This is a genomic window from Thiopseudomonas alkaliphila (assembly GCF_001267175.1).
In the GTDB taxonomy this organism is placed as follows: Bacteria; Pseudomonadota; Gammaproteobacteria; order Pseudomonadales; family Pseudomonadaceae; genus Oblitimonas; species Oblitimonas alkaliphila.
This window is the reverse complement of sequence record NZ_CP012358.1, coordinates 2,443,504-2,468,438: the sequence shown is the minus strand read 5'-3', so window position 1 is coordinate 2,468,438 and position 24,935 is coordinate 2,443,504. Positions and strand designations below refer to the sequence as shown.

The following is a 24,935-nucleotide window of genomic DNA, read 5'->3' as shown; positions in this document are numbered from 1 at the left end:
CGGGCGCTACCGGCAGTGATGCCTAAAAATGCTCTTTTTGATTAAGCGCCCATTGATACAAGGCATTTTTTCTGGCGCCAGTAATCTCTGCTGCTAGCTGCGCGGCTTTTTTCAATGGCAACTCGGCCATTAATAGCTGTATCACTCGCAGCGCCTCTGCCGATAGTTCTTGAGCTTCAGCTTTAGCTGCGCCAGCAATTAATAATACGCACTCTCCCCGTTGCTGATTACTATCTGCGGCAATCCACTGCTGTAACTCTGCTAATGGCAACTGACGGATGGTTTCAAAGGTTTTAGTCAGCTCACGCCCCAATACCGCTAAGCGCTCACCACCAAAAATTGCTACGCAATCGGTCACGCATTCTAAAATGCGATGCGGCGCTTCATAAAAGATCAACGTTTGGCTGGCTTCTTTTAACTCAGCCAGCTTGGTCTGCCGCGCAGTGGCTTTGGCCGGTAAAAACCCTTCAAAACTAAAGCGATCCGAAGGTAATCCTGCGGCTGATAAAGCCGTAACCACTGCGCTAGGACCAGGCACTGGCACTACCCGAACGCCTGCCTGCTGCGCTTGCTTAACCAAATGAAAGCCTGGATCAGAAATTAAGGGCGTACCCGCATCAGACACCAAAGCAATCGACTCTCCGGCCAGTAAACGTTGCACTAACCGACCGCCTTCCTCTCGCTCATTATGATCATGACACGCCACTAATGGCGTTTTAATCGAAAAGTGCTGCAACAGGCGCTGACTATGACGCGTATCTTCAGCCGCAATCAAATCAACCTCAGCCAGCACCCGTAATGCCCGAGCACTGATGTCTTCTAAATTACCTATTGGCGTCGCTACAACAAATAGCTGGCCGGCGATGTCAGATGATTGTTCGTAGTTCACAACGCGCACCATTGAAATAAAAGTGGTTATTGTAACCTGATTATCACTTACAAGATCGCACCCTTTGCTTGGCTTAGGTACAATTGTTCGCCTTGTTGCTCACTAGGAGTTTGCTAAATGTTTGCCCCCTCAAAAATATTCAGGACGTTCATCGCCTTAGGCACGCTCAGCTTATTATCTGGCTGCTTACAATCATTGCCGCAAAAAAATAGCAGTACACCCGCTCAACCTACGCAAACTGCTGAGCAGCTACTGGCTCAAGCGCAACAACAAGCACCTGCCAGTGCAAGCAGCAGCCGATTAGAGGCCGCTGATTTATTTAGTCTACAAGGGCAGCCAATCCAAGCTAAGCAAGCATTAAGTCTAGTCGACCCAACGCTATTAACCTCTGAGCAACAGTTGCTTTTACAGCTAATTAGCGCCGAGTTAGCCTTAAACGAGCAGCGCACTGAGCAAGCTCATCGCGCACTGCAGGCCGCTAAATCAGCAGCCGCTATTCCCGAGCAGTTAGCCCAGCGCTTTAGCTTAGCCGAAGCAAATCTATTAGAGCAACAAAAGCAGCCCGAACAGGCGTTGCAGTTACGGCTAGCGCTGAATCAAGGCTTGGATACGCCTTATCTAGCCCAACACAACCGTGAGGCAATTTGGCGGCTAGTCAATCAATTGCCATTAGCGTCTTTTACTAGTGCCAACCCTGAACTGCAGCAATGGGTTGAGCTGGCTAAACTAGTGCGTCAGCCGACCCCTTTAAACATACAACAGCAAGCAATTGAGGCATGGCAGCAAAACCATCCACAGCACCCTGCTAGCCTGTATCCGCCGCAAGCGATCACCCACTTATTAAGTCTTAGCAACCATCAACTGCAACACATTAGTTTGGTTTTACCAAGCAGCGGCCCCTTTGCTGTGCCGGCACAAGCCATTCGAGAAGGCTTTGTTAGCGCCCAAGCGCAAGATGGCAGTGAAGCCCCTTTCATTAGTTTTTACGATAGCACGCAACTGACTAATCTAGATGCTTTCTACCAAACGGCTAAAACCGATGGCGTAGAACTGTTGGTGGGGCCATGGGAGCGTGAGCTGATTAGCCAAATCGGTAACAAAACCACGTTCGCCATCCCTACTCTAGCCTTAAATTATTTACCAGCCACTGAGCCTTCAATCAATCCCAACTTATATCAGTTTGGGATCTCACCGGAAGATGAGGCGCGCCAAGTTGCCTTACAAGCAGCCAATGAAGGCCTGACCAAAGCGGCTATTATCAGCCTCCCAGATCATCCGCTCAGCCAACGCGCTACGGCAGCGTTTAGCCACACCTTTCAACAAATGGGCGGCAGTATCACCCAAACCATTCAGTTAGCACCTGGCAATCCGCTACAACAAATAATCACCAAGCAACTAGCGAGTGATCAAGAAGCCGAGTTTGTGTTTTTACAAACCTCTCCACCTCTAGCAAAACGCTTACTGCCCTTTATTCAGCGTGATGACTTACCGCTACCGGTGTATGCCATTTCAGTGGCTATCTCAGACTTTAATCAGGATCCGAGCGCAGAGTTAAACGGAGTGCGCTTTACCGAGATTCCTTGGTTTATTGAAGACTCTGCTCTAAAAAATGACATCATTCAAAAATGGCCCGCAGCCAAAGGCAATATGGGGCGTTTTTATGCTTTTGGTGCCGACGCCTATCAGTTAGCTAAACGTTATCAGCAATTTAGCAATATTGCCCATACTCAAATTAACGGTTTAACTGGTATCTTATCCCTCAACAACAAGCGTCAAGTTGAACGTTACACTGACTGGGTTGAACTTCAAGACGGCAAACTCATCGAACTGCCTAATTATGCAACCCCCTAATACCCGACAGCTAGGACAGCACTATGAGGTGCTAGCAGCGCAGTACCTCCAACGTGCGGGATTAGCCTTGTTGCAAACAAATTGGAGTTGTCGCTACGGGGAAATTGATCTGATTTGTGGCCAAGATAATTTACTGATTTTTGTTGAAGTTCGCTTTCGCCGCCACCATCAATGGGGTGGCGCCCTTGAAAGTATTACGGCGCTCAAACAGCAAAAACTAACCCGTAGCGCCCAAGCTTTTTTGCAGCAGCATCCTCACTATCAACACCTAGCGTGTCGTTTTGATGCTGTGTTTATTTCAAAAATGCCGGATAATTCATTAGACTTCAATTGGATTGAAAACGCCTTTGGCGTTTAACTCACTTTTTATTGCTAAGGCCTTTTTATGCAGTCTCGAATTCAGCAAATGTTCCAAGCGAGTATTGATACCAAACAACTTGCCCTTAAAACTCTCCCTGAGTTCATTGAGCAGGCCAGCTTAGTGATGGTCAGCACCTTACTCAATGGCGGTAAAATTCTTGCCTGTGGCAATGGTGGTTCAGCCGGCGATGCCCAGCACTTCTCTTCTGAGATGCTGAACCGCTTCGAACGCGAGCGCCCTAGCTTGCCTGCACTGGCATTAACCACTGATAGCTCAACCATCACTTCAATCGCCAATGATTACAGCTATGCTGAGGTGTTTTCTAAGCAGGTACGGGCCCTTGGGCAAGCTGAAGATGTACTCTTGGCTATCTCTACCAGTGGTAACTCAGAAAACGTCATTCAAGCAATTCATGCTGCCCATGACCGCAATATGCATGTCATCGCTCTCACAGGACGAGATGGTGGCAACATGGCACCGTTACTGCTGCCGACCGATGTTGAAATCCGCGTCCCCTCACCGGTGACAGCACGAGTCCAAGAAGTCCACTTACTAGTGATTCATAGTCTCTGCGATTTAATTGACCGTCAATTATTTGGAAGCGAAGAATGATTAAGAAAATTCTTACGGTAAGTGCGTTGGCTATTCTAGTCAGCGCCTGTGGTATGCGCAGCATTGGTAACAACCTAGATGACAAAGTTATTCCAATGCAAGTCAATCGTGCCATTAAAGCTGCTCATGTAGACCTTAACAATACAACTTCACATATTGTGACTACCAGCTATAACGGTATTGTCTTGCTAGCAGGACAAACACCTCGCCGCGAGCTAAAAGAATTAGCCGGCAAAGCAGCTAAGAATATTGCTGACGTCAAAAAAGTATATAACGAAATAACAATCGAGCAACCTACTACTATGGGCGCCCGAAGTAATGATGCTTTTTTAACTTCAGCGATCAAAACCCGCTTACTAGCCTACGCCGATGTCCCCTCAGCTAAAATTAAGGTTGTCACCGAAAATGGCGTGGTGTACTTAATGGGCATCTTAACTAAAGCTGAAGCCAATCGTGCTACTAACGTAGTCAAAGATGTGGCAGGTGTGCAACGGATTGTGCGTTTATTTGAATACATCGATTAATCTTTAGCCAAGTCACTTGCCTTATATTTCACTCAACATGCAAGGCAAGTGGCCGCTACAGCTAGCCAAAGCTATAACGCAACAACATAAACAGCGCCATCCCACCACCAATAGTCAGTAAGGTATGGCGCGTGACAGCGGCAATTACAATGCAGCCAATCCCCGCTAATAAGTAAGCATTACTCCACTGTAACGCCCATTCACCTTCTGGCATTACTAGACCAGGGACAATAATTGCCGTCAGTACCGAAATCGGCACATAATTCAGAGCCTGGGTTATTTTGGAGCTAAAACGCATTTGTGGAAAAGCAAAAAAACTGTAGCGGATAACAAAGGTAATCAACGCCATTCCTACAATACTTAGCCAAACTTTCATTAGGGCCTCACCCAGCGCTGACAATGCATGCCCGCTAAAACTCCAGCCACTGCAGAAAGCATCAAACCTATTTTATATGGCAAACTAAAGGTAATTAATGATACCGCAGCAGCCACCAGTGCTGCGCATAACTGCGGCCTATGCTTCAACTGCGGCACCACAATTCCAATAAAAGTCGCTAGCATGGCAAAGTCTAATCCCCAGCTCGCCAGCTCTGGCATTGCCCGGCCAAAAGCTACCCCCATTAAAGTAAACAATTGCCAACCTGAATACATCATCGCTACTGAGCCCAAAAAATAAGCCTCACGATAAGGTTGCTGCTCCGCCTGTAAATATTTCTGCTGCACTACAGCAAAGGACTCATCCGTTAAGCCAAAGGCTAACATCATCCGCCAGCGCCGCGATAAATGGCGCACATAAGGTTGCAAAGTAGCGCTATACAGTGCATGACGTAAATTAATCACTAAAGTAGTCAGCAGAATAACAATAATACTGGCACTTGCTCCTAATAAGCTCAGCACAATAAACTGTGCAGACCCAGCAAACACTAATAACGACATAGCTACTGCCTGACTAGGCGTTAACCCTGCCGATAATGCTAATGCACCATAAATTACGCCGAACGGTGCCGCACCGACCAGCATCGGGAAACTATCGCTCGCACCTTTCATCAGTTGCCGAGTAAATGTCATATTACGCTCAGAGCAAAATAATTTAGCAGTATAACCAGTTATTCAAGTTATTGATTCAATTGCATAGCTTATCTAACTATCCGCTCTCAGTTAAAATGAAAGAAGTTATAGCTTTGTATCTTCAAGCTATAAAAAACTATCACTGGCTTTAACCTAAATCAGTAGATAGGAGCCAGGTTATTAGCAAAAAAAAGCAGCCCTTCGGCTGCTTTTTTTGAAACGCTGACTCGATCTTAGCGAGACAGTTTTTCTTTAATACGTGCTGCCTTACCAGACAGAGCGCGTAAGTAGTAAAGCTTAGCTTTACGTACATCACCACGACGCTTAACAGTGATGCTTTCTACGATTGGGCTGTAGGTTTGGAAAGTACGCTCAACACCTACACCGCTAGAAATTTTACGTACAGTAAAACCGCTGTTTAAACCACGGTTACGCTTACGAATTACAACACCTTCGTAAGCCTGAAGGCGCTGACGATCACCTTCTTTTACTTTAACTTGAACTACTACAGTGTCACCCGGCGCAAACGCTGGGATCTCTTTAGTCATTTGTTCAGCTTCGATCTGCTGAATAATTTTGTTAGTCATCTTTTGCTCCTGAAGGCAAACCACTTAATTAAAATGGGCTTACCATCGATACGTTATCTATCGTCCTGCTCGCGGAAATATTCCTCAAGCAGCTCTTGCTCTTCTCCAGAAAGCGAGCGGCAATCCAGAAGATCAGCGCGACGCTCTGCAGTACGCCCTAAGGCTTGCTGCAATCGCCAGCGCCGGATGTGTTCATGGTGACCGCTAAGCAGCACCTCAGGAACACGCTTGCCTGCATACTCCACCGGACGGGTGTAATGCGGGCAATCAAGGAGACCATCTGTAAAGGAGTCTTCCTCAGCGGAATCTGCGTGGTTTAGTGCCCCAGGCAGTAACCGCGTTACCGCGTCAACCAGAACCATGGCTGGCAATTCACCGCCAGACAGGACGTAATCTCCGATTGACCATTCTTCATCAACGTGCGCCTCAATAAAGCGCTCATCAATGCCTTCATAACGCCCTGCAATTAAAATCATTGCAGACTCTTTCGCTAATTCCGTAACAGCCGCCTGCTTCAGTTGACGACCCTGCGGCGACAAATAAATAACTTTCGCCCGCCCATTAACCGCTTGCTTTGCCGCCGCTAAAGCGCGCTCTAATGGCTCGATTTTCATCACCATACCCGGACCACCGCCAAATGGACGATCATCTACGGTTTGGTGTCGGTCTTCAGTAAAACTTCGTGGGTTCCAGCAATTCAGCTGCAAAATCCCCTGCTTCACTGCACGACTGGTAATGCCATATTCTGTTAAGGCGCTAAACATCTCCGGAAAGATGCTGATGACTTCAACCTGCAAAGGAATCCCTCATCAAAAATCAGCGTCCCACTCCACCTGAATTACTTCAGCGGCGAGATCCACAGCCAACACACAGTGTTCGGTATAGGGCAATAAACGCTCACGATCATCGAGGCTATCCACACAGGGCTTCACCACCAATACATCATTTGCGCCAGTCGCTAATAAATGATCGACCTTACCCAGCAATTGCTGCGCTTGGTTAATCACCTTTAGACCTTCAAGTTGATGCCAGTAAAACTCTCCCTCAGCCAGCTCAGGTAATTCATCAATCGCCACACAGATCTCGTAACCCGTCAGAGTACGCGCCTCTTCCCGATCATCTAAGCCCTGAATGCGAGCGACTAGCCCCTTGCCCTGAAAGCGAGCACTCTCCAACTTGACCTGCTTGAGCACTCCTGCTGAACGTAAAGTCCAAACTGGGTAATCCAACAGGTTTTCCATCGGATCAGTAAAAGAGTGAATCTTTACTTCTCCACGCACACCATGCACCGCGCCGATTTTGCCGAGAACGACTAAATTATTTGAAGTGCTGGAGGCAGACATCACTGAAATTAAACCGCAGCAGGTGTTGCAGCTGCATCTTTCAGTAACTGTGCAACACGCTCAGATGGCTGTGCACCTTGGCTTAACCAGTAGTTAGCGCGCTCTTGGTTAACTGAGAGACGTACTTCACCACCAGTGGCGATTGGGTTAAAGAAGCCAATACGCTCAACAAAGCGACCATTACGTGCTTTGCGGCTATCAGCAACTGTTAAATGATAGAAAGGGCGCTTTTTAGAGCCACCACGTGCTAATCGAATAGTTACCATTAGGTTTTCCTGTTTGTTAATGCTTAAATCAAGCGGACACATTTAGGCCAAGGCCCAAACGGTCGCATATTCTACGTTGTATCAGGCGCTTTGCCTAGTCCATTTTCAAAAGCGCCCTAGCGCCCAAGTTAATCACTACAACTTAGGCATTTTTCCCATCCCTGGAATCATTCCGCCAAGGCCGCGCATCATCTTGCCCATGCCGCCCTTGCCGGTAATTCGCTTCATCATTTTCTGCATCTGTTTATGCTGTTTAATCAGACGACTCACATCCTGAATTTGCGCGCCAGCCCCTTGGGCAATCCGACGGCGACGGGAGCCACTGATAATTTCAGGGTTGCGTCGTTCTTGCGGAGTCATCGAGTTAATCAAGGCTTCCATCTGCTTAAACTGCTTTTCTGCGGCCCCTTGCACGCCTGCTTGCGCAAGATTAACCCCACCAATACTGGGCATTTTGTCCAACAAACCACCCAAGCCGCCCATATTGTTCATTTGTTGCAGCTGATCGCGGAAGTCTTCTAGGTCAAAGCCCTGACCTTTTTTCAGCTTTTTGGTTAGCTTTTCCGCTTTTTCTCGGTCAAGGGTTTGCTCTGCCTGTTCAATTAAGCTCAGAACATCGCCCATGCCCAGAATCCGCGAAGCCACTCGATCAGGATGAAAAGGATCCAGCGCTTCGCTTTTCTCACCCATCCCTAAAAACTTAATCGGCTTACCTGTGATGGCACGCACCGATAACGCCGCACCGCCTCTGGCATCCCCGTCAACCTTGGTTAACACCACACCCGTGAGTGGCAAAGCATCATTAAAGGCTTTAGCTGTGTTGGCCGCATCTTGACCAGTCATCGCATCCACCACGAACAGTGTTTCCACTGGATTAATCGCAGCGTGCAACTGACTGATCTCTGCCATCATGTCGCTATCAATAGCTAAGCGACCAGCGGTATCCACCAGCACCACATCAATAAACTTAAGCTTGGCTTGTTGAATTGCAGCCTGAGCAATGTCTACTGGCTTTTGGCTAATATCTGAGGGAAAGAAAGTAACGCCCACTTCCTCAGCAAGGGTTTCTAACTGCTTAATGGCTGCTGGGCGATAAACGTCGGCCGACACCACCATCACCGACTTTTTCTTGCGCTCTTTTAAAAAGCGCGCCAGCTTACCGACGGTAGTGGTTTTACCCGCCCCCTGTAAGCCCGCCATTAAAATCACAGCGGGTGGCGCAGCATTTAGGGCTAGGTCTTCGTTAGCCTCACCCATCATGCTTTCTAGCTCAGCCTGCACAATTTTGACAAAGGCTTGGCCTGGCGTCAGGCTTTTAGATACCTCAGTACCGACTGCACGCTCACGCACTGCATTGACAAAATCTTTAACCACCGGCAAAGCCACGTCGGCTTCTAATAACGCCATGCGCACTTCACGCAGGGTATCTTTAATATTGTCTTCACTCAGACGCGCTTTGCCCGTAACATTACGTAATGTCTGTGACAGGCGTTCTGTTAAATTCTCAAACATGCATGGTCCTCATACGGGGTACTGCTTTTGTTAATAGGCGAAGTATACCTGAACCCTGACCTGACGACAGTGCTGACACTTGCCTCTGACCAAATTAGCTCGCCCTTTATGACAGATTTACCGATTATTCTTGCCTCTAGCTCGCCGTATCGCCAACAATTGCTGCAACGCCTAGGCTTGCCGTTTAGCGCGGTAGCGCCAGCGATTGATGAAACGCCGCGCCCAGAAGAGGCGCCTCAGCAACTGGTGCAACGCTTAGCCTTAGAAAAAGCTCAGGCGTTAGCCGAGCGCTTTCCCCAGCATTTAATTATTGGCTCTGATCAAGTCTGCGTACGCCAGCAACAGATTCTAGGCAAGCCTCACACCCACCAAGCAGCAACTGTGCAATTACAGGCAGCCAGTGACCAAGAACTTTATTTCTATACCGGTTTAACTGTATTAAACAGCGCCACCCAGCAATCGCTTAGCGACTGCGTTAGCACCACTGTTAAGTTTCGTCCTCTATCAGCGGCACAAATTGAGCGCTATCTGCAAGCTGAACAGCCCTATGATTGCGCCGGCAGTTTTAAGGCCGAAGGTCTTGGGATTAGTTTGTTTCGTTATCTGCGCAGTGATGATCCTACCGCACTGATCGGCTTACCCTTAATTGCACTAACGACTCTGCTCCAGCAACTCGGGCAAAGGCTCCCCTAATCCAGCCAGATTCAACCAGCCCTAGAAGCTGGCTGAATCGACTAGAACGGATCCGCTTATTGTAAACGCGGGCCTTCACTACTTAGCCAAGTAGCTAAACTACCCATGGCACTGGCGCCAAAACGTTTAGCAAAGCGATCAAAGGGCGACTCTTGCACCGTGTAATCAACAATTTTCTCTGCGCCAATAACTTCACGCGCAACAAAACTCGTGCTGCCTAGCTGATCAACTAACCCCAGAACTAATGCCTGTTCGCCAGACCAGATCAAACCACTGAACAATTCAGGATGTTCGGCATCTTTTAAGCGCTCACCCCGTCCATCTTTCACACTTTTAATAAACTGCCGATGGGTGGTGTCTAGCACTGAGCGCCAAAACTCTGCCTCTTCTTCTTTAGCTGGCTGAAACGGATCTAAAAACGCTTTATGTTCACCTGAGGTATACACTCGGCGCTCAACCCCCAGTTTCTCCATAGTGCCAACAAAACCAAAGCTAGCGGCAGTTACGCCAATTGAACCCACCAAGCTGGCTTTATCAGCGTAAATCTCATCGGCGGCACTGGCAATATAGTACGCGCCTGAAGCGCCCAAGTCAGCGATCACAGCATAGACTTTGAGTTCTGGTTTAGTGGCTTTCAAACGCTTAATTTCATCGTATACATAGCCCGACTGTACTGGGCTACCACCTGGACTATTGATCCGTAAAACAATGCCTTTGGTATCGTTGCTCTTAAACGCTTTACGCAAGGCGCTCACTAAGCGATCAGCACTGGCAGCTTCGTCCTCAGCAATCATTCCCTTTACTTCAATTACTGCCGTATGCGGCCCTGTAATTTCTGGCTTATCGCCTAACGAAGCCAGGGGCGAAAAAGCCAAAAGCATTACCAATAGGTAGGTAAACATTAACAGCTTAAAGAAAATTCCCCAGCGTCGGGTGCGACGTTGTTCAATGATGCTGGCCTGAACAGTACGCTCTAAAATCTGCCAACTCTTATCATCCAAAGGATGTGACGGGCGATGCGGCTCATGGGGTTGCATAAATTACTCTCTCTACGACTGAATCTAAAGGTGGAACGATGACTGTTCTGCCAGCCAGGGTGCTAAGGCGGAAAAACAATCAATGCTATGCAGCGGCTGCTCTTGCAACAGCACTTCAAGGCGCTGAGCCCCATAACTGACCGCCACACTGTCTATTTGTGCGTTATGCGCCATTTGCAAGTCAAACGGCGAATCACCCACCATGACTGCCTGTGCGGGTGTTTTACCACAGTAAGCCAGTATTTCATGCAACATCTGTGGATGCGGCTTACCTTGGGTCTCATCAGCGCAACGAGTAATATCAAAAAACTGCTGTAACTTGTGCCCAATTAAAACGCGATCTAACCCACGTCGACTTTTTCCAGTCGCTACTGCTAACTGGTAACCCTGTTCTTTAAAGCGCTCTAACTGCTCACGCACATGGGGGTAAAACGCAGAAGGCGTACTTTCTTGAGCGATATAATGCTGACTGTAATCTTCAATAAATTGCTGGCGTAGTGCACTATCTGTCGCTTGCGCGGGATACAGCACCGCAAAGGCATCAGCTAATGACAAGCCAATAATCCCGCGAATGGCGTACTCTTCACGCTGCACCATGTGATTACGCTCGGCCGCATGGCGTACCGATTGCACGATACGTTCAATCGAGTCGACCAACGTGCCATCCCAATCAAAAATCAATAACGGATACTTAGTCTGTTGCACCCTGACCTCTCTTAACTTTCACTGTCTTTATTTGCAGCGCCGGTACTGGCTGCCAATTGCTCGAGCACTTGGGTCCATTGCGGCTCTACTGGCGCCTGTAACTGCAAACGCTCGCCACTGGGTAACGCAAAAGCCAGCTCACTGGCATGTAAAAACAAGCGCTTACCGCCTAGCTCACGAATCTGTTTACTGAACTCGTCATCGCCGTATTTAGTATCGCCGGCGATGGGGTGTCCGGCGTATTGCGCATGCACCCGAATTTGATGCGTACGGCCAGTGACTGGACTGGCTTGAACTAACGTAGCGTACTCAGCAAAACGACGTACCACCTTAAATAAGGTTAACGAGTCGCGTCCTGCATCGTTCACTTCAACCATGCGCTCCCCTGAGCGCAAATTATTTTTTTGCAAAGGAGCCGCCACCTGTTTACGACTGCTAGGCCAAGCCCCTTTCACCAATGCCAGATAACGCTTGTCCATCTGTTCATTGCGTAGCTGCTCATGTAAATGGCGCAACATACTGCGCCGCTTAGCGATCAATAATAATCCTGAAGTATCGCGGTCCAATCGGTGCACTAACTCCATTTCTTTGGCCTGTGGTCTGAGCTGACGAAAGGCTTCAATCACCCCAAAATTCAAACCACTGCCACCATGCACTGCAATCCCGGCTGGTTTATTCAAGGCAATCAGCTGTTTATCTTCAAATACAATGGCTTGCTCTAGGCGCTCAAGTAAGCCTTGAGCAATCCGCGCTGGCTCATCAGCAGGAGTGACACGAATCGGTGGAACACGCACTATATCGCCCACTTTCAGTCGATAGTCTGGTTTAATTCGGCCTTTATTTACCCGCACTTCACCTTTACGCAAAATGCGATAGATCAGTGTTTTGGGTACGCCTTTTAACCGCGTACGTAAGAAATTATCGATCCGCTGCCCATCAAATCCTGGTTCAACCTCTAATAACTGCACACCTGTATTGACAGGCTGAACTGCTTCACTCATAAATCCAGTGGACTCCTAGGCTAGTAAACACCGCAAAAAAGCCATTATACGGATTCAGTTAAGCTTTGCTTGTTCCTGTTCAACCTCATCCACAATCAACTAGTGCAGCAACTGCAGCCTTAACTTAGCGCAATCCCTTAAGGCAATTGGCGTTGCGTTTATTCAATTGAAGCAAGCGCCAGTAACTGCTATATTCCAACCGCTGAAAATCTGCTTAAGCCGTAGTTATTATTAGGCCACGAACCAATAGACGCTAAGCAGAACGAAAGTAAAAACGTGTTTAAGGTACAAGCCACCTTGCAAGCCAACGACTTGACTAAGCTGCTTAAAAAATTAGTGCCATTTCTGCATATAGACCTAGGTCTGCAGAACGGCTTTTTATAAACCGCTCTGAGTAGACCTGAGCGGCATCAATGCCCGTATGAATAACTCGGTGGAGATGCACAATAAACATTGCGCGTTGCTTAGATAAACTAGACGCTTCATCACGTCCGCCTGTGTTTACTGATTCCTCCTCCCTGTGTACTCGGTGCTGATTCATCGGCTCTTACTAGCCCGCTATCACGCGCAAGTCATTAATTCTTGCTGCTTGTGCCCTAGCTCAGAATCGCACTGTTTGTGGAGACGCCGTCGCCGCCAAGCTTAGGCTTGGTTTGCTAGACACAGCTTAACCCAAGCTGAGCGCACCGCCTGTATTCTACGTGAGCATCACTGCCGCACGGCCCTACTTGGATTCCGGAAAGTGATACCCATGAAAAGAATGTTAATTAACGCCACGCAACCTGAAGAGTTGCGTGTTGCCCTAGTAGACGGTCAACGTCTGTTTGATTTAGATATTGAATCAGGCGCCCGTGAACAAAAAAAATCCAATATTTATAAAGGTCGCATTACTCGCATCGAGCCTAGCCTTGAAGCAGCATTTGTTGATTTTGGCTCTGAGCGCCATGGTTTCTTACCGTTAAAAGACATTGCCCGCGAGTACTTCAATAGTTCTTACCAAGGCGGTCGCGTCAATATCAAAGAAGTCTTGAGCGAAGGCCAAGAAATTATCGTTCAAGTTGATAAAGAAGAACGCGGCAATAAAGGTGCAGCTCTAACGACCATGATCAGCCTCGCTGGCCGTTACATGGTATTAATGCCAACTAACCCACGTGCTGGCGGTATTTCTCGCCGCATCGAAGGTGAAGAGCGCCAAGAATTACGGGCTGCCCTTAACTCGCTGAATGCGCCCGCAGATATGGGCTTTATCGTCCGCACAGCGGGCTTAGGCCGTAGTACCCAAGAGCTACAGTGGGATCTTGATTACTTAGTTAACCTATGGAATGCCATTAAAGAAGCCGCTGATAAAGACGCTGCTCCGTTCTTGGTCTACCAAGAAAGTAACGTGATTGTCCGCGCCATCCGCGACTACTTACGCCAAGACATCGGCGAAGTCTTAATTGATACCATTGATGCCCAAAAAGAAGCGCTCGCCTTTATTGAACAGGTGATGCCGCAGTACGCCAGTAAGGTTAAGCTCTATCAAGACAGTGTACCTTTATTTAACCGCTTCCAAATTGAAAGCCAAATTGAAAGCGCCTTCCAGCGCGAAGTTAAACTGCCCTCTGGCGGTGCTTTGGTCATTGACCCAACCGAAGCCTTGGTATCAATTGACATTAACTCGGCTCGCGCTACCCGCGGCAGCGATATTGAAGAAACCGCACTGCAAACCAACTTAGAAGCCGCCGAAGAAATTGCCCGCCAATTACGCCTGCGTGATATTGGTGGCTTGATCGTGATCGACTTTATCGACATGACTCCTGCCAAAAACCAGCGTGCTGTTGAAGATCGTATGCGCGAATGCCTAGAAGTCGACCGGGCACGGGTACAAGTAGGCCGCATTTCACGCTTTGGCTTACTGGAAATGTCTCGTCAGCGTCTGCGCCCTTCCTTAGGTGAAACCAGTGGCATTGTCTGCCCACGCTGTAATGGCCAAGGCGTCATTCGTGATGTGGAGTCAATTTCACTGGCGATTTTACGTCTGATCGAAGAAGAAGCTCTGAAAGAGCGCACTGCTGAAGTCCGTGCACGGGTTCCATTCCAAGTTGCTGCGTTCTTACTCAACGAAAAACGTAATGCCATCACCAAAATCGAGCTGCGCACCCGAGTACGCATCTTCATTCTGCCTGACGAGCACTTAGAAACACCGCACTTTGAAGTGATGCGCCTGCGTGATGATAACCCAGAGGCTTTATCTGGCTTATCAAGCTATGAAATGGCTAGCGATGATAACAGTGATGAGCAATCGACCAGCACACCGCACTCCACGCGCTCGTTAGTACGTGAAGAGGCCGCAGTTAAAGTGTTACCCTCTGATCGCGCCAGCTTACCCGTTGCTTCCACCCCAGCAACGCCTAGCAGCCAAGAGCCTAGCCTGTTTAAAGGCCTAGTAAAATCCTTAGTGAGTCTGTTCGCCAGCAAGCCTGAAGAAGAAGCAAAACCTGCAGCAGCTAGCGAAGAAGCACCACGCAAGGAAGAGCGTCGCCCGGCACGCAATAATCAGCGTCGCCGCGATAACCCACGCACTAACCGTAACGAGCGTACAGAGCGCAACTCCAACCGTGAGGAAGAGCGTAAAACCCGCGAAGAATCACGTACTACTCGGGATAATGAGCGTGCAACCCAGGACGAGCGTCCAGCTCGTGAAGACAGCCGCCGTGAACGCCCAGTTCGTGAAGAGCGCCGCGAGCGTCCGGCCCGCCAAGAGCGTACTGAGCGCCAAGCGCCAGCTGCCGATGAGGTGAGCCAAGCCAGCACGCCACAAGAAGCCCATAATACTCGCTTTGAGCAACAAGATGATGAGCGTCCACGTCGTCGCTCGCGGGGCCAGCGTCGTCGTAGCAATCGCCGCGAACGCTTACCGGAAGAGCTGCAACAAGCGCAAGAGAAAGCTCAATCCACTCCAGCAGAAGCCACGGCAGCTGAAACAGTCGAGGCACCTAGCACACCAGCTGTTGAGCCTAAAACTGCTGCTAGCGAGCCTAAGCGCACCCCGCTGGCAACCCCAGCGCCGATTGAAATTCGCGCCGCAGCCCCTAACCCTGAACCGGCGGTTACACCAACCAAGGCACCTGAAGCCGCACCTGAAGTAGTCACTCCAGCTCAGCCTGTAACCGAAGCGCCAGCTGCGCCGCCAGTTGCAGCCGCTGCCAGCCCAACTCCAGCTGTAGCTGAGCCCGTATCGGCACCTGCTAAAGCCGAAGCGGTTAGCGTAGAGAAAGCTGAGCAGGTTAAAGCAGAGCCAGCACCTGTAGCACCGCTGACCGAAAGCAAAACCGCTGAGCCACAGCCAACAGCAATCGCTGAAGTCCAAGCTGCGCCAGCTGCTACTGCGCCAGTTACACCAGTCGTTGAAAAGCCAGTGGCCGCTCCTGTAAGCAAGCAGCCGCAGCCAGCAGCGCCAGAGCAACAAACAGCTGCAAGCCCTGCTGCTCAAAGCTCTAGCGATGAAGCACTGTTAGCCATATTAGCCTCAGCAACTACACCTAACTCAGGTCGCGCCTTTGGCAAAGCCGGTCCAACGATTGATCCAGCTATTGTGCAAGCGGCTAAACAAGCTGAAGTTGAAGCCCAGCAACAAGCAACTCAAGCCAAAACTGAGCGTGAAACCACTAGCAGCGCCCCACAAGTGACCTTTGAGCCACTGGAGCGCCCAGTTGGTCGCGCCTCTAATGACCCACGTGAGCGTCGTCGTCAGCAGCGCTTAGCCGAGCAGGCCCCAATCCAAGCAGAAGCGGCGCCAGTTGTTGCAACTAGCCCTGAAACACCAGCAGTTGCCGAAACTGCTGAAGAATCAGAAACTAAGCCAGGCACTGAGCCAGCTTAAGGGTCATCGCCGATTAGGCAAAAAGGGCATCAATCGGTGCCCTTTTTTAATGCCTGTAGATTGACAGCCACACCGTCAAACGCCTGGCTCGAAGATTGAGACATAAATTGCCGACAATAAAAAACCTTCTACCTCAGGCATTAACACGCCCAGCGGCAGAAGGTTTTTATGCTGTAGCTTATGACTGGTTTAAAGTTCTGCCGCCACGCGCGAGCCTTGATTAATCGCCCGCTTAGCATCTAACTCGGCGGCAACATCGGCGCCACCAATCAACTGCACTGACTGCCCTGCAGCTTGTAAGGCGTCGAATAACTCACGCTGTGGGGTTTGTCCGGCACAGATAATCACGTTATCTACCGCCAGCACTTGCGGCTCACCCTCAGCAATACGCACATGCAAACCTTGATCATCCACTTTGAGGTACTCCACAGCGCTGATCATATCTACATCTTTATTCTTCAAGCTGGCGCGATGAATCCAACCGGTGGTTTTACCTAAACCTGCACCCACTTTAGTTTTCTTACGTTGCAATAAGAACACTTTACGCGGCGTGCTTGGCTGCTCTGGCTGAACACCGGCTACCCCGCCACGGGCCTCTAAATTCGGATCAATACCCCATTCCTGCCAGAACAGTTGGCTATCTAAGCTGGCTGATTTTCCGCTATGGGTAATAAATTCCGATACATCAAAGCCAATACCACCGGCACCGATTACCGCCACCGTTTGCCCAATCGGGCGACGGCCTTGGAGTGCATCCAAGTAGCTCATAACTTTAGGATGCTCAATGCCTTCAATCTCAGGAGTACGCGGCACAATTCCGGTAGCCAGTAAAATTTGATCAAACTGACCTGCAACCAGATCTTCTGTCGTCACTCGAGTATTGAGCTTCAACTCGACACCGGTTTGCTTAATTTTCTCGCCAAAGTAACGCAGGGTTTCGTAAAACTCTTCTTTACCTGGGACTAATTTAGCCACATTAAACTGCCCACCAATCTCTTCAGCGGCATCAAATAAAGTCACTTGATGCCCCCGCTCAGCTGCTACCGTAGCTGCAGCTAAGCCTGCAGGACCTGCACCCACTACCGCAACCCGCTTAGGCGCGGTGGTGGGTAGATAATTCAGCTCAGTTTCATGGCATGCCCGCGGGTTAACTAAGCAACTGGTTAACTTACCGCTAAAGGTATGATCAAGGCAGGCTTGGTTACAGCCAATACAGGTATTAATTAACTGCGCCTGACCCTTGGCAGCCTTATTTACAAACTCAGGATCCGCCAAGAAAGGCCGTGCCATCGATACCATGTCAGCATCACCGGCAGCCAGCACTTGCTCGGCCACATCAGGCATATTGATTCGGTTGGTTGTCACTAAGGGCAAGTTAACTGCCCCACGCAATTTAGCGGTGACCTTAGTAAAGGCAGCCCGCGGCACACTGGTGGCAATCGTTGGAATACGAGCTTCGTGCCAGCCGATACCCGTATTTAAAATAGTGGCGCCCGCTTGCTCTACGGCTTTAGCCAAGGTCACAATCTCTTGCCAGTCACTGCCATCTTCAATCAGGTCCAGCATCGATAAGCGATAAATAATAATAAACTCTGGGCCTACCGCTTCACGCACTCGACGCACAATTTCTACAGGGAAACGCATACGATTTTCATAGCTCCCGCCCCACTCATCGGTACGCTGGTTGGTGTGCTTAACTAGAAACTGGTTAATTAAATAACCTTCAGAACCCATAATTTCTACGCCATCATAGCCCGCTTGTTGAGCAAGCTGCGCACAGTTCACAAAGTCGCTAATTTGCTGCTCAATGCCTTCGGCATCTAACGCTTTGGGTTTAAATGGGTTAATCGGTGCCTGAATAGCACTAGGTGCGACTAATTTCGGGCTAAACGCGTAGCGACCGGCGTGCAAAATCTGCATACAGATTTTACCACCCGCTGCATGCACCGCTTCGGTAACAATTTTATGTTGCGCCGCTTCTTCACTGCTGGTGAGCTTGGCCGCGCCCTGATACACGCTACCTTCTTCGTTCGGACCAATCCCCCCGGTTACCATCAAGCCAACGCCACCTTGGGCACGCTCGGCAAAATAAGCCGCCATTTTTTCAAAACCACCGGGACGCTCTTCGAGTCCCGTGTGCATGGACCCCATGAGTACACGGTTTTTTAGGGTGGTAAAACCTAAATCTAATGGCTTTAACAAATTGGGATAGGCTGAACTGCTCATAGTGACTCCATTATCTTTTTCATTATGTTTGCATCAAGCAACACTAAACATCGGATAGTCTTACCATAATCAGCTAGACTAGGCTTCTCAATGATTAAAAGTAACAATCTAATAACCAAAAATGACAGCACAGCAGCTTAAAGTTCGCCTCGGCACACTATCCGTTGGCTTTACCCAAAGTATTCAACAAGCATTAAGCAGCTTAGGGATATCACCTAAAGCTTTATTTGAGCAGTTCGAACTGGATAAGCCACAGTTAAACCAAGCCCATGGCCGACTATCGATTGCGCGTTATATGCGCTTAGGGCATGCCGCGACCACACTGGCGCAGCGTGCTGATTTTGGTTTATTGATGGGTCTCTTCAGTGCCCCAGAACACTTTGGTTTAGCCGGTGTCTGTGCTGCTCAAGCCCCTAATTTAAGAGCCGCCGCTCGCTGCTTAACTGAGTTTGAGCCGCTGTATGCGCAAAATTATCGCGGCCAAAGCCAGCTGATTGAAGATGCACAAGGCGCATGGCTAAGGTTTTACTCAATCAGCCCTTACAATGATTACAACCGCTTTGTGGTGGAGTCAGTGCTCAGTAGCTGGCTACAGCACTTAACATTAATTGCCCAACAACCGGTACATGCCGAACAGATTGCGATTGAATACCCTGCACCAAACTACAGCGCCTGTTATGTCGAGCATTTTGCAGCACCGGTGCACTTTGCCCAAGCGACTAATCAACTGCGTTTGTCACAGCACAGCCTAAGTCTCAGTAACCCCAAACACTGCCCTCACACCTGGCAAGAATTGCTACTGCTGTGTCGCCAACGCCTACAGCAGCTCACCAAACAAACCAGTTTGACCGAACAAGTCATTAGCCTGATTGCTGCCCACCTCAAGCAAGGCGAGCCTACTTTAGAAGAGATTGCCGCGCTATTAAACTTACCTAGCTGGACCTTGCGTCGACGCCTAGCCGCTGAGCACACGCAGTTTAATCAACTGCTGCAGCAAACTCGCTATGCCTTAGCTAGCAGCTATATCGCTGATACCCCCCTAAGCTTTAGTGAAATTGCTTGGCTGCTCGGTTTTACTTCACCGGAAGCCTTTCAGAGAGCGTTTAAACGCTGGAGCAAGTTCACGCCTGGCGAATATCGTCGGCATAAACTCAGCACTAACGCAGCACAGTCATACCAGGCAGCTGATAACGTTGCAGCTCAAACTGATTGACTAACTCGCTCAGCCCCTGCTCTAACTGATCAATTTGCAGCACTGCACTGACCTGCTGCTTAGCTTTTTCCCCATTGATGAGTAACAACTGATAGGGGCAATAGCTAGCCACTCGCTGCACCACCTCAGCTAAGGGCTGCTGATTAAACACCAAATAGCCTTGCTGCCAATCTGCGTGCTGGCTCGCCAGTGGCTGAATAGAACTGATTTGCTGTCCATTAGCGGCCACCTGAAGGCTTTGCCCCTGATCCAGCTGTAATTGTTGCCCTAGTTTTGGCAAATTCACTGCCACCGAATGCTCAAGCGCTGCCACCTGAGTATGCTGGGCAGTTTGACGCACCATAAATACCGTGCCTAAAGCTTGAATTTCTGTCTGCTGCACCTGTACCTGAAAAGGGGCATTGTTCGGCTCAACATAAAAGGTAGCCGCCCCTTTCAGTAATTTAATCTGCCGCCGTTGGGGTGAATAATTGATGCTAATTGCACTTTGGGCATCAAGCAGCACCTGGCTGCCATCAGCCAAGTGCACTTGCTGAATAGCTTGCGCACTGTATTGATCCGCCTGCAGGCGGATCAATAACTCTTGATGCCAACTCAAACCAACCACTAACAACACACCAGCAGCCACTGCCAGTGCCCGTGGCCATAGACGCTTCCGTGGCGCTAGATTTAACTTTGGATTAGTCGGTAACGCCGCAGCCTTTTGCCACAACTGCAGTGCCTGCTGATACGCCTGCCGATGCTGTGGATGCTCGGCTAACCACTGCACTAAGTGCTGCTGCTCGGTGGCCGAAAAGTTAGGCTGTTGCTGTAAAATTACCCACCGCGCAGCTTGCTGCTGTACGCCTTGTGGTAGCGGTTCAGTCATAAATAATGCATTTCCTGTTTGCCCACCAAGGTCTAGCTAAAGTGGCTGCTAGTTTACCTGTGGCTACGCGCTAGCAGATAGGTTAGTGCTGAGGCTAAGTGCTTTTGCACTGTGCTTTCTGAGACCTTTAGTTGTGCTGCAATTTCCTGATAGCTTAAACCATCAAGGCGAGCTAACTGAAAAATCTGCTGGGTGCGTAAAGGCAGCTCACTTAAGGCTTGTTGAATTCGCTCTAGCTCTTGACTGGCGGCTAATTGCTCGGGCACATCACAGCGTTCATCTAACAGCTGATGTAAGTGCATAGGCTCTGTACAGTCGGTTTTTTGCCGACTGTGTTGACGAAAATAGTCCATCAGTAAGTTATTCGCTACTCGGTATAAAAAACCAGGGGCATTATGAATCACTTGTTTCTGTTGCTGCTCGGCTAAGCGCACAAAACTTTCTTGCATCAAGTCCGCGGCTAGCTGAGAGTCTTGGGTTTTATGCTGTAATGAGCGCTGTAAATTCGAGGCATGCTTAGTAAACAAGCGGGTTAAATCAAACTTGGCCAAGCTTAGCTTTCCTTCTTATCGATGATTCAGAACTCATACCGACTTAAACAGTGCCGCTGATCAGTAACACTCAAACGATAATGATTATCGTTTATTTTGTGCGTTTTAGCTACTACTCAGCTGATTTTTTACTAGGCGCTACTGTAGGTCGTGACCACATCCACACTGCGCCAGCCCCCATCCCTAAGCCCATGATCAAAACGGATGGCCAATGTTGAACGGTGCAGCAAAGCAACGTAAATGACAGCAGCATGGAGCCAGTAGCGAACCACTTGGTTTTGTGGCGAATCACTCCACCGTTCTGCCAATCACGCAGTAACGGGCCAAACAATCGATGCTGCTGTAGCCAACGGCTAAGTTTAGGTGAGCTTTTGGAGGCAAAGTACGCAGCCAATAACACAAACTCGGTGGTCGGTAACCCTGGTAACATTACCCCAAGGCCTGCTAAGCCAATGCTTAGCCAGGCCAGAACTAAATATAGCCAACGTAAACTGAACCACGATTTAAGCAAAGGTTTGCTCCAATAACGCCGCAAATCGCTGAAACGCTGCCACCGCTGCTTGCTCGGCTTGCTGTACTTGCTCTGCCGTCAATTCAATAGCGTCTAGGGCACTGACAAAACTTTTCCAGTTCTGGGCTCGCCCACCTTCTGGCTCAGCTAAATGACGCGCGCCAAAGCTTTCAGATAAGCCCATGGGCACCACTCGCTTATACAAAAAAGCAGCCCCGAGCTTAGAACCCTCAGACACAAATAACCACGCCAAGGCTTCAGGCAAGCACCATTGTTTATTAAGCGTTAAGTTGTCATTCGTTGGTAATTCGCGCTTTAAATCTTGTAAATCTAAGCGCGCGGCCTCTAATCGACTACGCTGCGCTAAGTTGGGAATGAGCGCAGCTAACTCTGCATCTTGATACAGTTGATCAATATCTTGCTGATACAGGTATTGCGTAGCGGCAAAGTGAGCAAAGTTTTCTAAGTTATCAAAGGGTTGATAGCTTTTTACTTTGGCATCTAATTGCTGATGTGGAGAATCGGTCGCAGTGTTTAAACGTTGAGACAATAATGCAGAGGTCATGATAGCTACCTGATAAATAATTAAGACTTCAAAGCTAAAGACGAATCAATCTCAATAAGCAGTAAAAATTATTGCTTCACGATTTACTCACACACCTCTGCAGGCCTTAATTAATAACGCGCCTCCATAACTACTGCAAAGTTTCGACCTGGCGCGGTAAAGCGATGCAAGCCTTTATCCTGCCAACCAATCATATTGGTGGTGCCAAATTCAGGAATCGAACGTAGGCTATCCCAAGTGCTGTATTTTTTATTAAACAGGTTATATACCCCACCGCTGAGGGTGAAGTTATCCGTCACATGCCAGTAGCCACGTACATCAGAAACATAAGCTGACTGATTTAAGTATTTTGCATAGTGCTTAATTTCGCCGCGCCAATCATTAGTGGTTTGCTGAGTATCACGTTTTCTTTTGCCGGCAAAATAGCTCAGATCATAATGAATGCCCCAGTTTTGGCTGGGCGCATTAAAACCTACTCCACTGACTAACTTAAAGGGCTGCAAGGCGCGCATGCCATCACCGCCTTTTAAGCGCCCCTGGGCTTGGGTAAAGCTTAAGCGTGCCTCAGCCCCTTGTGACAATGCTGACCACAGCTGATCTAAATAGAGCCGACCATTAAATTCAATTCCCTTCACGGTTGCGCGATCAATGTTCACGAATTGAAAATGATCCTCTTCTCGAAACTCTTGGGCATTGGGCACTAAAGGATGTCCAAACCATGGGTTTTTGCCCCACTGGGTTTGGTGACGTTCTTCAATAAAGTCTTTATAACGGCTAATAAAACCACTGACCGTGGCCTGACCTAAATCGCCATTAAACGTCAATGACAACTCATGATTCATCGCATGTTCTGCTTTTAAGTCAGGGTTGGCATCAATAAAGCTCGGTGGCGAGGTGTATTCAAAATACATTTCAGCCGCTTTAGGTGCACGAAAACCGGTGCCTACTTTATATTGCAATGCCAGATTATCGGTTAGCTGAACATTTAGTCCGGCATTCCAAGTAACGGCGGAAAAGGTTTTCTCCTCTAAGGCTCGGGTTTCCCGCAGGTGCAATGAGCGCATCGAATCTAATTGCGGCTGATGTTGATAACGGTCGTAACGTAGCCCAACAAAGCCAGACCAGTCCTGATTGAACTGAATACTGTCTTGCAGGCGAAGATTAATATCAGTGGTTTTAACCGGATGAATAATGTTGTAGCTCATGACCGACACCTTGCTGCCTTTTAGCTGCGTGGTGTCGTGGTTTTCATTAGTAAACTGATTCTTTGCATACTGCACATCCATTGCCAATTGATGGCTTGTATTACCTAACGCAACCTCTTGGCTCTTTAGGCCCACATCCACTTGATCACGATCTTGATAAATAATGCGGTCATAAATTTGATAAGCATGGCTGGGATCGGTTTCCCAATAGTTTTTGGTCACCGAATGCTGTTCAATTTTTTGCTTGGCGTAGCGCACGTTAAATTCATCTACACCGTAGTCATCAAGCAGCCAAGTATAGCCTGCACTCCAGCGCTGATACGGCGATGAGTCTTGGGCCGTTCGCAGTGAGCCAAATACTTTTGAGTAGGATTTTTCTTGAGTGTCAGCCTGTTGTTTTCGCTGTTCATAACCGATATCCAAGCACTGTGTAGCCGTTATGCAATGCTCAACTTTAGCAAGCCAAGACTCACTTTTTGTATCCTGGGGATCAGGTCGTTCACGCTCTGCGCCATAGCCATTAAAGCCACCGCCGAAGTGCTTGAGCTGATGTCCTTGGCGCTTGGTATATTGCAGCAATGCCCCAGTGTTATCCTGACGTACAGCGCCCCCCGCAACCTGTCGCCATTCAGCATTTTTAGAGGAATAACCCACTTTTGCCAGCAAGCCAAAATTCTGCTCAGGCCGAATAAAATCGGCTACGTTTTTGGTACGAAACTGCACCGCTCCACCAATCCCACCACTGCCCACACTCAGTGAATCAGCGCCTTTACTAATCACTACCTGCTGGATATTTTCTAGCTCCGTGGTATTACGGGTGCCATTAAAGTAACCGTAACCTTGATATACATCGGGAGCAAAGCTTTCAGCTTGGGGTACGCCATCTACTGTAATTGCCACCCGATCCGCATCCACCCCACGAATAGCGTAGCCATTACTACCGCTACGACCACCCTCTACCACGCTCACTCCGGTGCTTAGACGCACTAAATCACGCTCATCTTGAATGGCTAAACGAGTTAAGTCAGTTGCTGAATGGGTAATCTGCTGAGTATCGCTCGCGTCTAACGCTTCGGCTACTACCTGCTCTGTAGCTAAACTAAGGGTTGCCACGGGCTTTGTACTCATGCGCAATTGGCGCTCGCTGAGCCATTGATAATGCACCGGTAAACCTTTGATTAATTGCTCCAGCGCTTGTTCTGCTGTGAATTTTCCTATCACCTTTGGAGCTGGCCAGTGCCGATAAGCACTGGGTTTAAATAACAGCTGTAGCCTTGCCTGCTCGGCAAATTGAAGCAAGGCCTGATCGAGACTTAGGCCGGTTATAGCAAAGTCTTGGCGCTTACTTGCCGCTTGTACTGCAGTAGTCTCAGCGGCCGCCAGCAATGAACTGGGGGTCACCACAACAGTTAAGATCAAGGAAGTTTGTAGCGCTACGGCTAATATCGTTTTGTTGAAATTAGAAAGCATGAACAATAGGTC

24 protein-coding genes are annotated in these 24,935 nt (G+C 48.8%); 7 read left to right on the top strand and 17 right to left on the bottom strand.

Going from position 1 to position 24,935, the window contains the following annotated elements:
* Positions 1-22: 22 nt before the first annotated feature.
* A complete protein-coding gene (gene rsmI / locus AKN87_RS11890) occupies positions 23-889 on the bottom strand; it encodes a 16S rRNA (cytidine(1402)-2'-O)-methyltransferase (protein ID WP_231692606.1) in 867 nt (288 codons plus the stop codon).
* Between the two features lie 117 nt (positions 890-1,006).
* Here rsmI and AKN87_RS11885 point away from each other — a divergent pair, with 117 nt between their 5' ends.
* Genes AKN87_RS11885 through AKN87_RS11870 form a run of 4 tightly spaced genes read left to right on the top strand, consistent with a single transcriptional unit; the run spans position 1,007 to position 4,237 of the window.
* The gene (locus AKN87_RS11885) at positions 1,007-2,740 is read left to right on the top strand and encodes a penicillin-binding protein activator (RefSeq protein ID WP_053103569.1); all 1,734 of its coding nucleotides are present in this window, start codon (positions 1,007-1,009) and stop codon (positions 2,738-2,740) included.
* A complete protein-coding gene (locus tag AKN87_RS11880; protein WP_053101414.1) occupies positions 2,727-3,098 on the top strand; it encodes a YraN family protein in 372 nt (123 codons plus the stop codon). Before AKN87_RS11885 ends, AKN87_RS11880 begins: the two co-directional genes overlap by 14 nt.
* 27 nt (positions 3,099-3,125) lie before the next feature.
* Complete coding sequence (locus AKN87_RS11875) at positions 3,126-3,713, top strand: phosphoheptose isomerase (RefSeq protein ID WP_053103568.1); 588 nt, start codon at positions 3,126-3,128, stop codon at positions 3,711-3,713.
* On the top strand, positions 3,710-4,237 hold the full coding sequence (locus tag AKN87_RS11870; protein WP_053103567.1) for a BON domain-containing protein: 528 nt from the start codon (positions 3,710-3,712) through the stop codon (positions 4,235-4,237). The genes AKN87_RS11875 and AKN87_RS11870 overlap by 4 nt, the downstream gene beginning before the upstream one ends.
* A 61-nt stretch (positions 4,238-4,298) precedes the next feature.
* Here the strand turns inward: AKN87_RS11870 and AKN87_RS11865 are convergent, their stop codons facing one another.
* From AKN87_RS11865 to ffh, 7 genes are all read right to left on the bottom strand, one after another.
* Positions 4,299-4,613 carry an AzlD domain-containing protein gene (locus AKN87_RS11865; RefSeq protein ID WP_053103566.1) on the bottom strand — a complete coding sequence of 105 codons (315 nt, stop codon included), beginning with the start codon at positions 4,611-4,613 and terminating at the stop codon, positions 4,299-4,301.
* Complete coding sequence (locus tag AKN87_RS11860) at positions 4,613-5,305, bottom strand: AzlC family ABC transporter permease (RefSeq protein WP_053101410.1); 693 nt, start codon at positions 5,303-5,305, stop codon at positions 4,613-4,615. Before AKN87_RS11860 ends, AKN87_RS11865 begins: the two co-directional genes overlap by 1 nt.
* Before the next feature lie 233 nt (positions 5,306-5,538).
* Positions 5,539-5,892 carry a 50S ribosomal protein L19 gene (gene rplS, locus AKN87_RS11855; RefSeq protein ID WP_053101409.1) on the bottom strand — a complete coding sequence of 118 codons (354 nt, stop codon included), beginning with the start codon at positions 5,890-5,892 and terminating at the stop codon, positions 5,539-5,541.
* 53 nt (positions 5,893-5,945) lie between these two features.
* Positions 5,946-6,689 (bottom strand): tRNA (guanosine(37)-N1)-methyltransferase TrmD, encoded by a 744-nt coding sequence (trmD, locus tag AKN87_RS11850; RefSeq protein WP_080995563.1) that lies wholly within the window; start codon positions 6,687-6,689, stop codon positions 5,946-5,948.
* Between the two features lie 12 nt (positions 6,690-6,701).
* Entirely contained in the window at positions 6,702-7,235 is a 534-nt protein-coding gene (rimM, locus tag AKN87_RS11845) for a ribosome maturation factor RimM (RefSeq protein WP_053103565.1), read from the bottom strand.
* Positions 7,236-7,243: 8 nt separating this feature from the next.
* Complete coding sequence (rpsP, locus tag AKN87_RS11840; protein WP_053101407.1) at positions 7,244-7,501, bottom strand: 30S ribosomal protein S16; 258 nt, start codon at positions 7,499-7,501, stop codon at positions 7,244-7,246.
* A 135-nt stretch (positions 7,502-7,636) separates the two neighbouring features.
* Positions 7,637-9,013: a signal recognition particle protein gene (gene ffh / locus AKN87_RS11835; protein WP_053101406.1), complete on the bottom strand. Its 1,377-nt coding sequence runs from the start codon at positions 9,011-9,013 to the stop codon at positions 7,637-7,639.
* 108 nt (positions 9,014-9,121) lie between these two features.
* On the opposite strand from ffh, the gene AKN87_RS11830 reads away from it, so the two are divergent.
* Positions 9,122-9,706, top strand: a complete 585-nt coding sequence (locus tag AKN87_RS11830; protein ID WP_053102003.1) for a Maf family protein — start codon at positions 9,122-9,124, stop codon at positions 9,704-9,706.
* A gap of 56 nt (positions 9,707-9,762) precedes the next feature.
* Here the strand turns inward: AKN87_RS11830 and sppA are convergent, their stop codons facing one another.
* The 3 genes from sppA to rluC are packed head-to-tail and all read right to left on the bottom strand — an operon-like array spanning position 9,763 to position 12,449.
* Positions 9,763-10,743, bottom strand: coding sequence for a signal peptide peptidase SppA (gene sppA / locus AKN87_RS11825; protein ID WP_053103564.1), 981 nt, complete (start codon positions 10,741-10,743; stop codon positions 9,763-9,765).
* Positions 10,744-10,767: 24 nt separating this feature from the next.
* Positions 10,768-11,448 (bottom strand): HAD-IA family hydrolase, encoded by a 681-nt coding sequence (locus AKN87_RS11820; RefSeq protein WP_053103563.1) that lies wholly within the window; start codon positions 11,446-11,448, stop codon positions 10,768-10,770.
* 11 nt (positions 11,449-11,459) lie between these two features.
* Complete coding sequence (gene rluC / locus AKN87_RS11815) at positions 11,460-12,449, bottom strand: 23S rRNA pseudouridine(955/2504/2580) synthase RluC (protein WP_053103562.1); 990 nt, start codon at positions 12,447-12,449, stop codon at positions 11,460-11,462.
* 751 nt (positions 12,450-13,200) lie between these two features.
* Here rluC and rne point away from each other — a divergent pair.
* Entirely contained in the window at positions 13,201-16,314 is a 3,114-nt protein-coding gene (gene rne, locus AKN87_RS11810; protein WP_096334869.1) for a ribonuclease E, read from the top strand.
* 189 nt (positions 16,315-16,503) lie between these two features.
* Here rne and AKN87_RS11805 read toward each other — a convergent pair whose 3' ends face one another.
* Positions 16,504-18,540, bottom strand: coding sequence for an NADPH-dependent 2,4-dienoyl-CoA reductase (locus AKN87_RS11805; protein ID WP_053103560.1), 2,037 nt, complete (start codon positions 18,538-18,540; stop codon positions 16,504-16,506).
* Between the two features lie 121 nt (positions 18,541-18,661).
* Between AKN87_RS11805 and AKN87_RS11800 the strand changes: the two genes are divergently transcribed.
* Entirely contained in the window at positions 18,662-19,753 is a 1,092-nt protein-coding gene (locus tag AKN87_RS11800; RefSeq protein ID WP_053103559.1) for an AraC family transcriptional regulator, read from the top strand.
* On the opposite strand, the gene AKN87_RS11795 is transcribed toward AKN87_RS11800, so the two are convergent.
* From AKN87_RS11795 to AKN87_RS11775, 5 genes are all read right to left on the bottom strand, one after another.
* Positions 19,698-20,621 (bottom strand): FecR family protein, encoded by a 924-nt coding sequence (locus AKN87_RS11795; protein ID WP_053103558.1) that lies wholly within the window; start codon positions 20,619-20,621, stop codon positions 19,698-19,700. The two genes, AKN87_RS11800 and AKN87_RS11795, sit on opposite strands and share 56 nt — an antisense overlap.
* A gap of 53 nt (positions 20,622-20,674) precedes the next feature.
* On the bottom strand, positions 20,675-21,172 hold the full coding sequence (locus tag AKN87_RS11790; protein WP_053103557.1) for an RNA polymerase sigma factor: 498 nt from the start codon (positions 21,170-21,172) through the stop codon (positions 20,675-20,677).
* 112 nt (positions 21,173-21,284) lie between these two features.
* On the bottom strand, positions 21,285-21,683 hold the full coding sequence (locus tag AKN87_RS11785) for a YbaN family protein (protein WP_053103556.1): 399 nt from the start codon (positions 21,681-21,683) through the stop codon (positions 21,285-21,287).
* On the bottom strand, positions 21,676-22,248 hold the full coding sequence (locus AKN87_RS11780) for a biliverdin-producing heme oxygenase (protein ID WP_053103555.1): 573 nt from the start codon (positions 22,246-22,248) through the stop codon (positions 21,676-21,678). The genes AKN87_RS11785 and AKN87_RS11780 overlap by 8 nt, the downstream gene beginning before the upstream one ends.
* Positions 22,249-22,358: 110 nt before the next feature.
* The gene (locus AKN87_RS11775) at positions 22,359-24,923 is read right to left on the bottom strand and encodes a TonB-dependent hemoglobin/transferrin/lactoferrin family receptor (protein ID WP_053103554.1); all 2,565 of its coding nucleotides are present in this window, start codon (positions 24,921-24,923) and stop codon (positions 22,359-22,361) included.
* Positions 24,924-24,935: the final 12 nt, after the last annotated feature.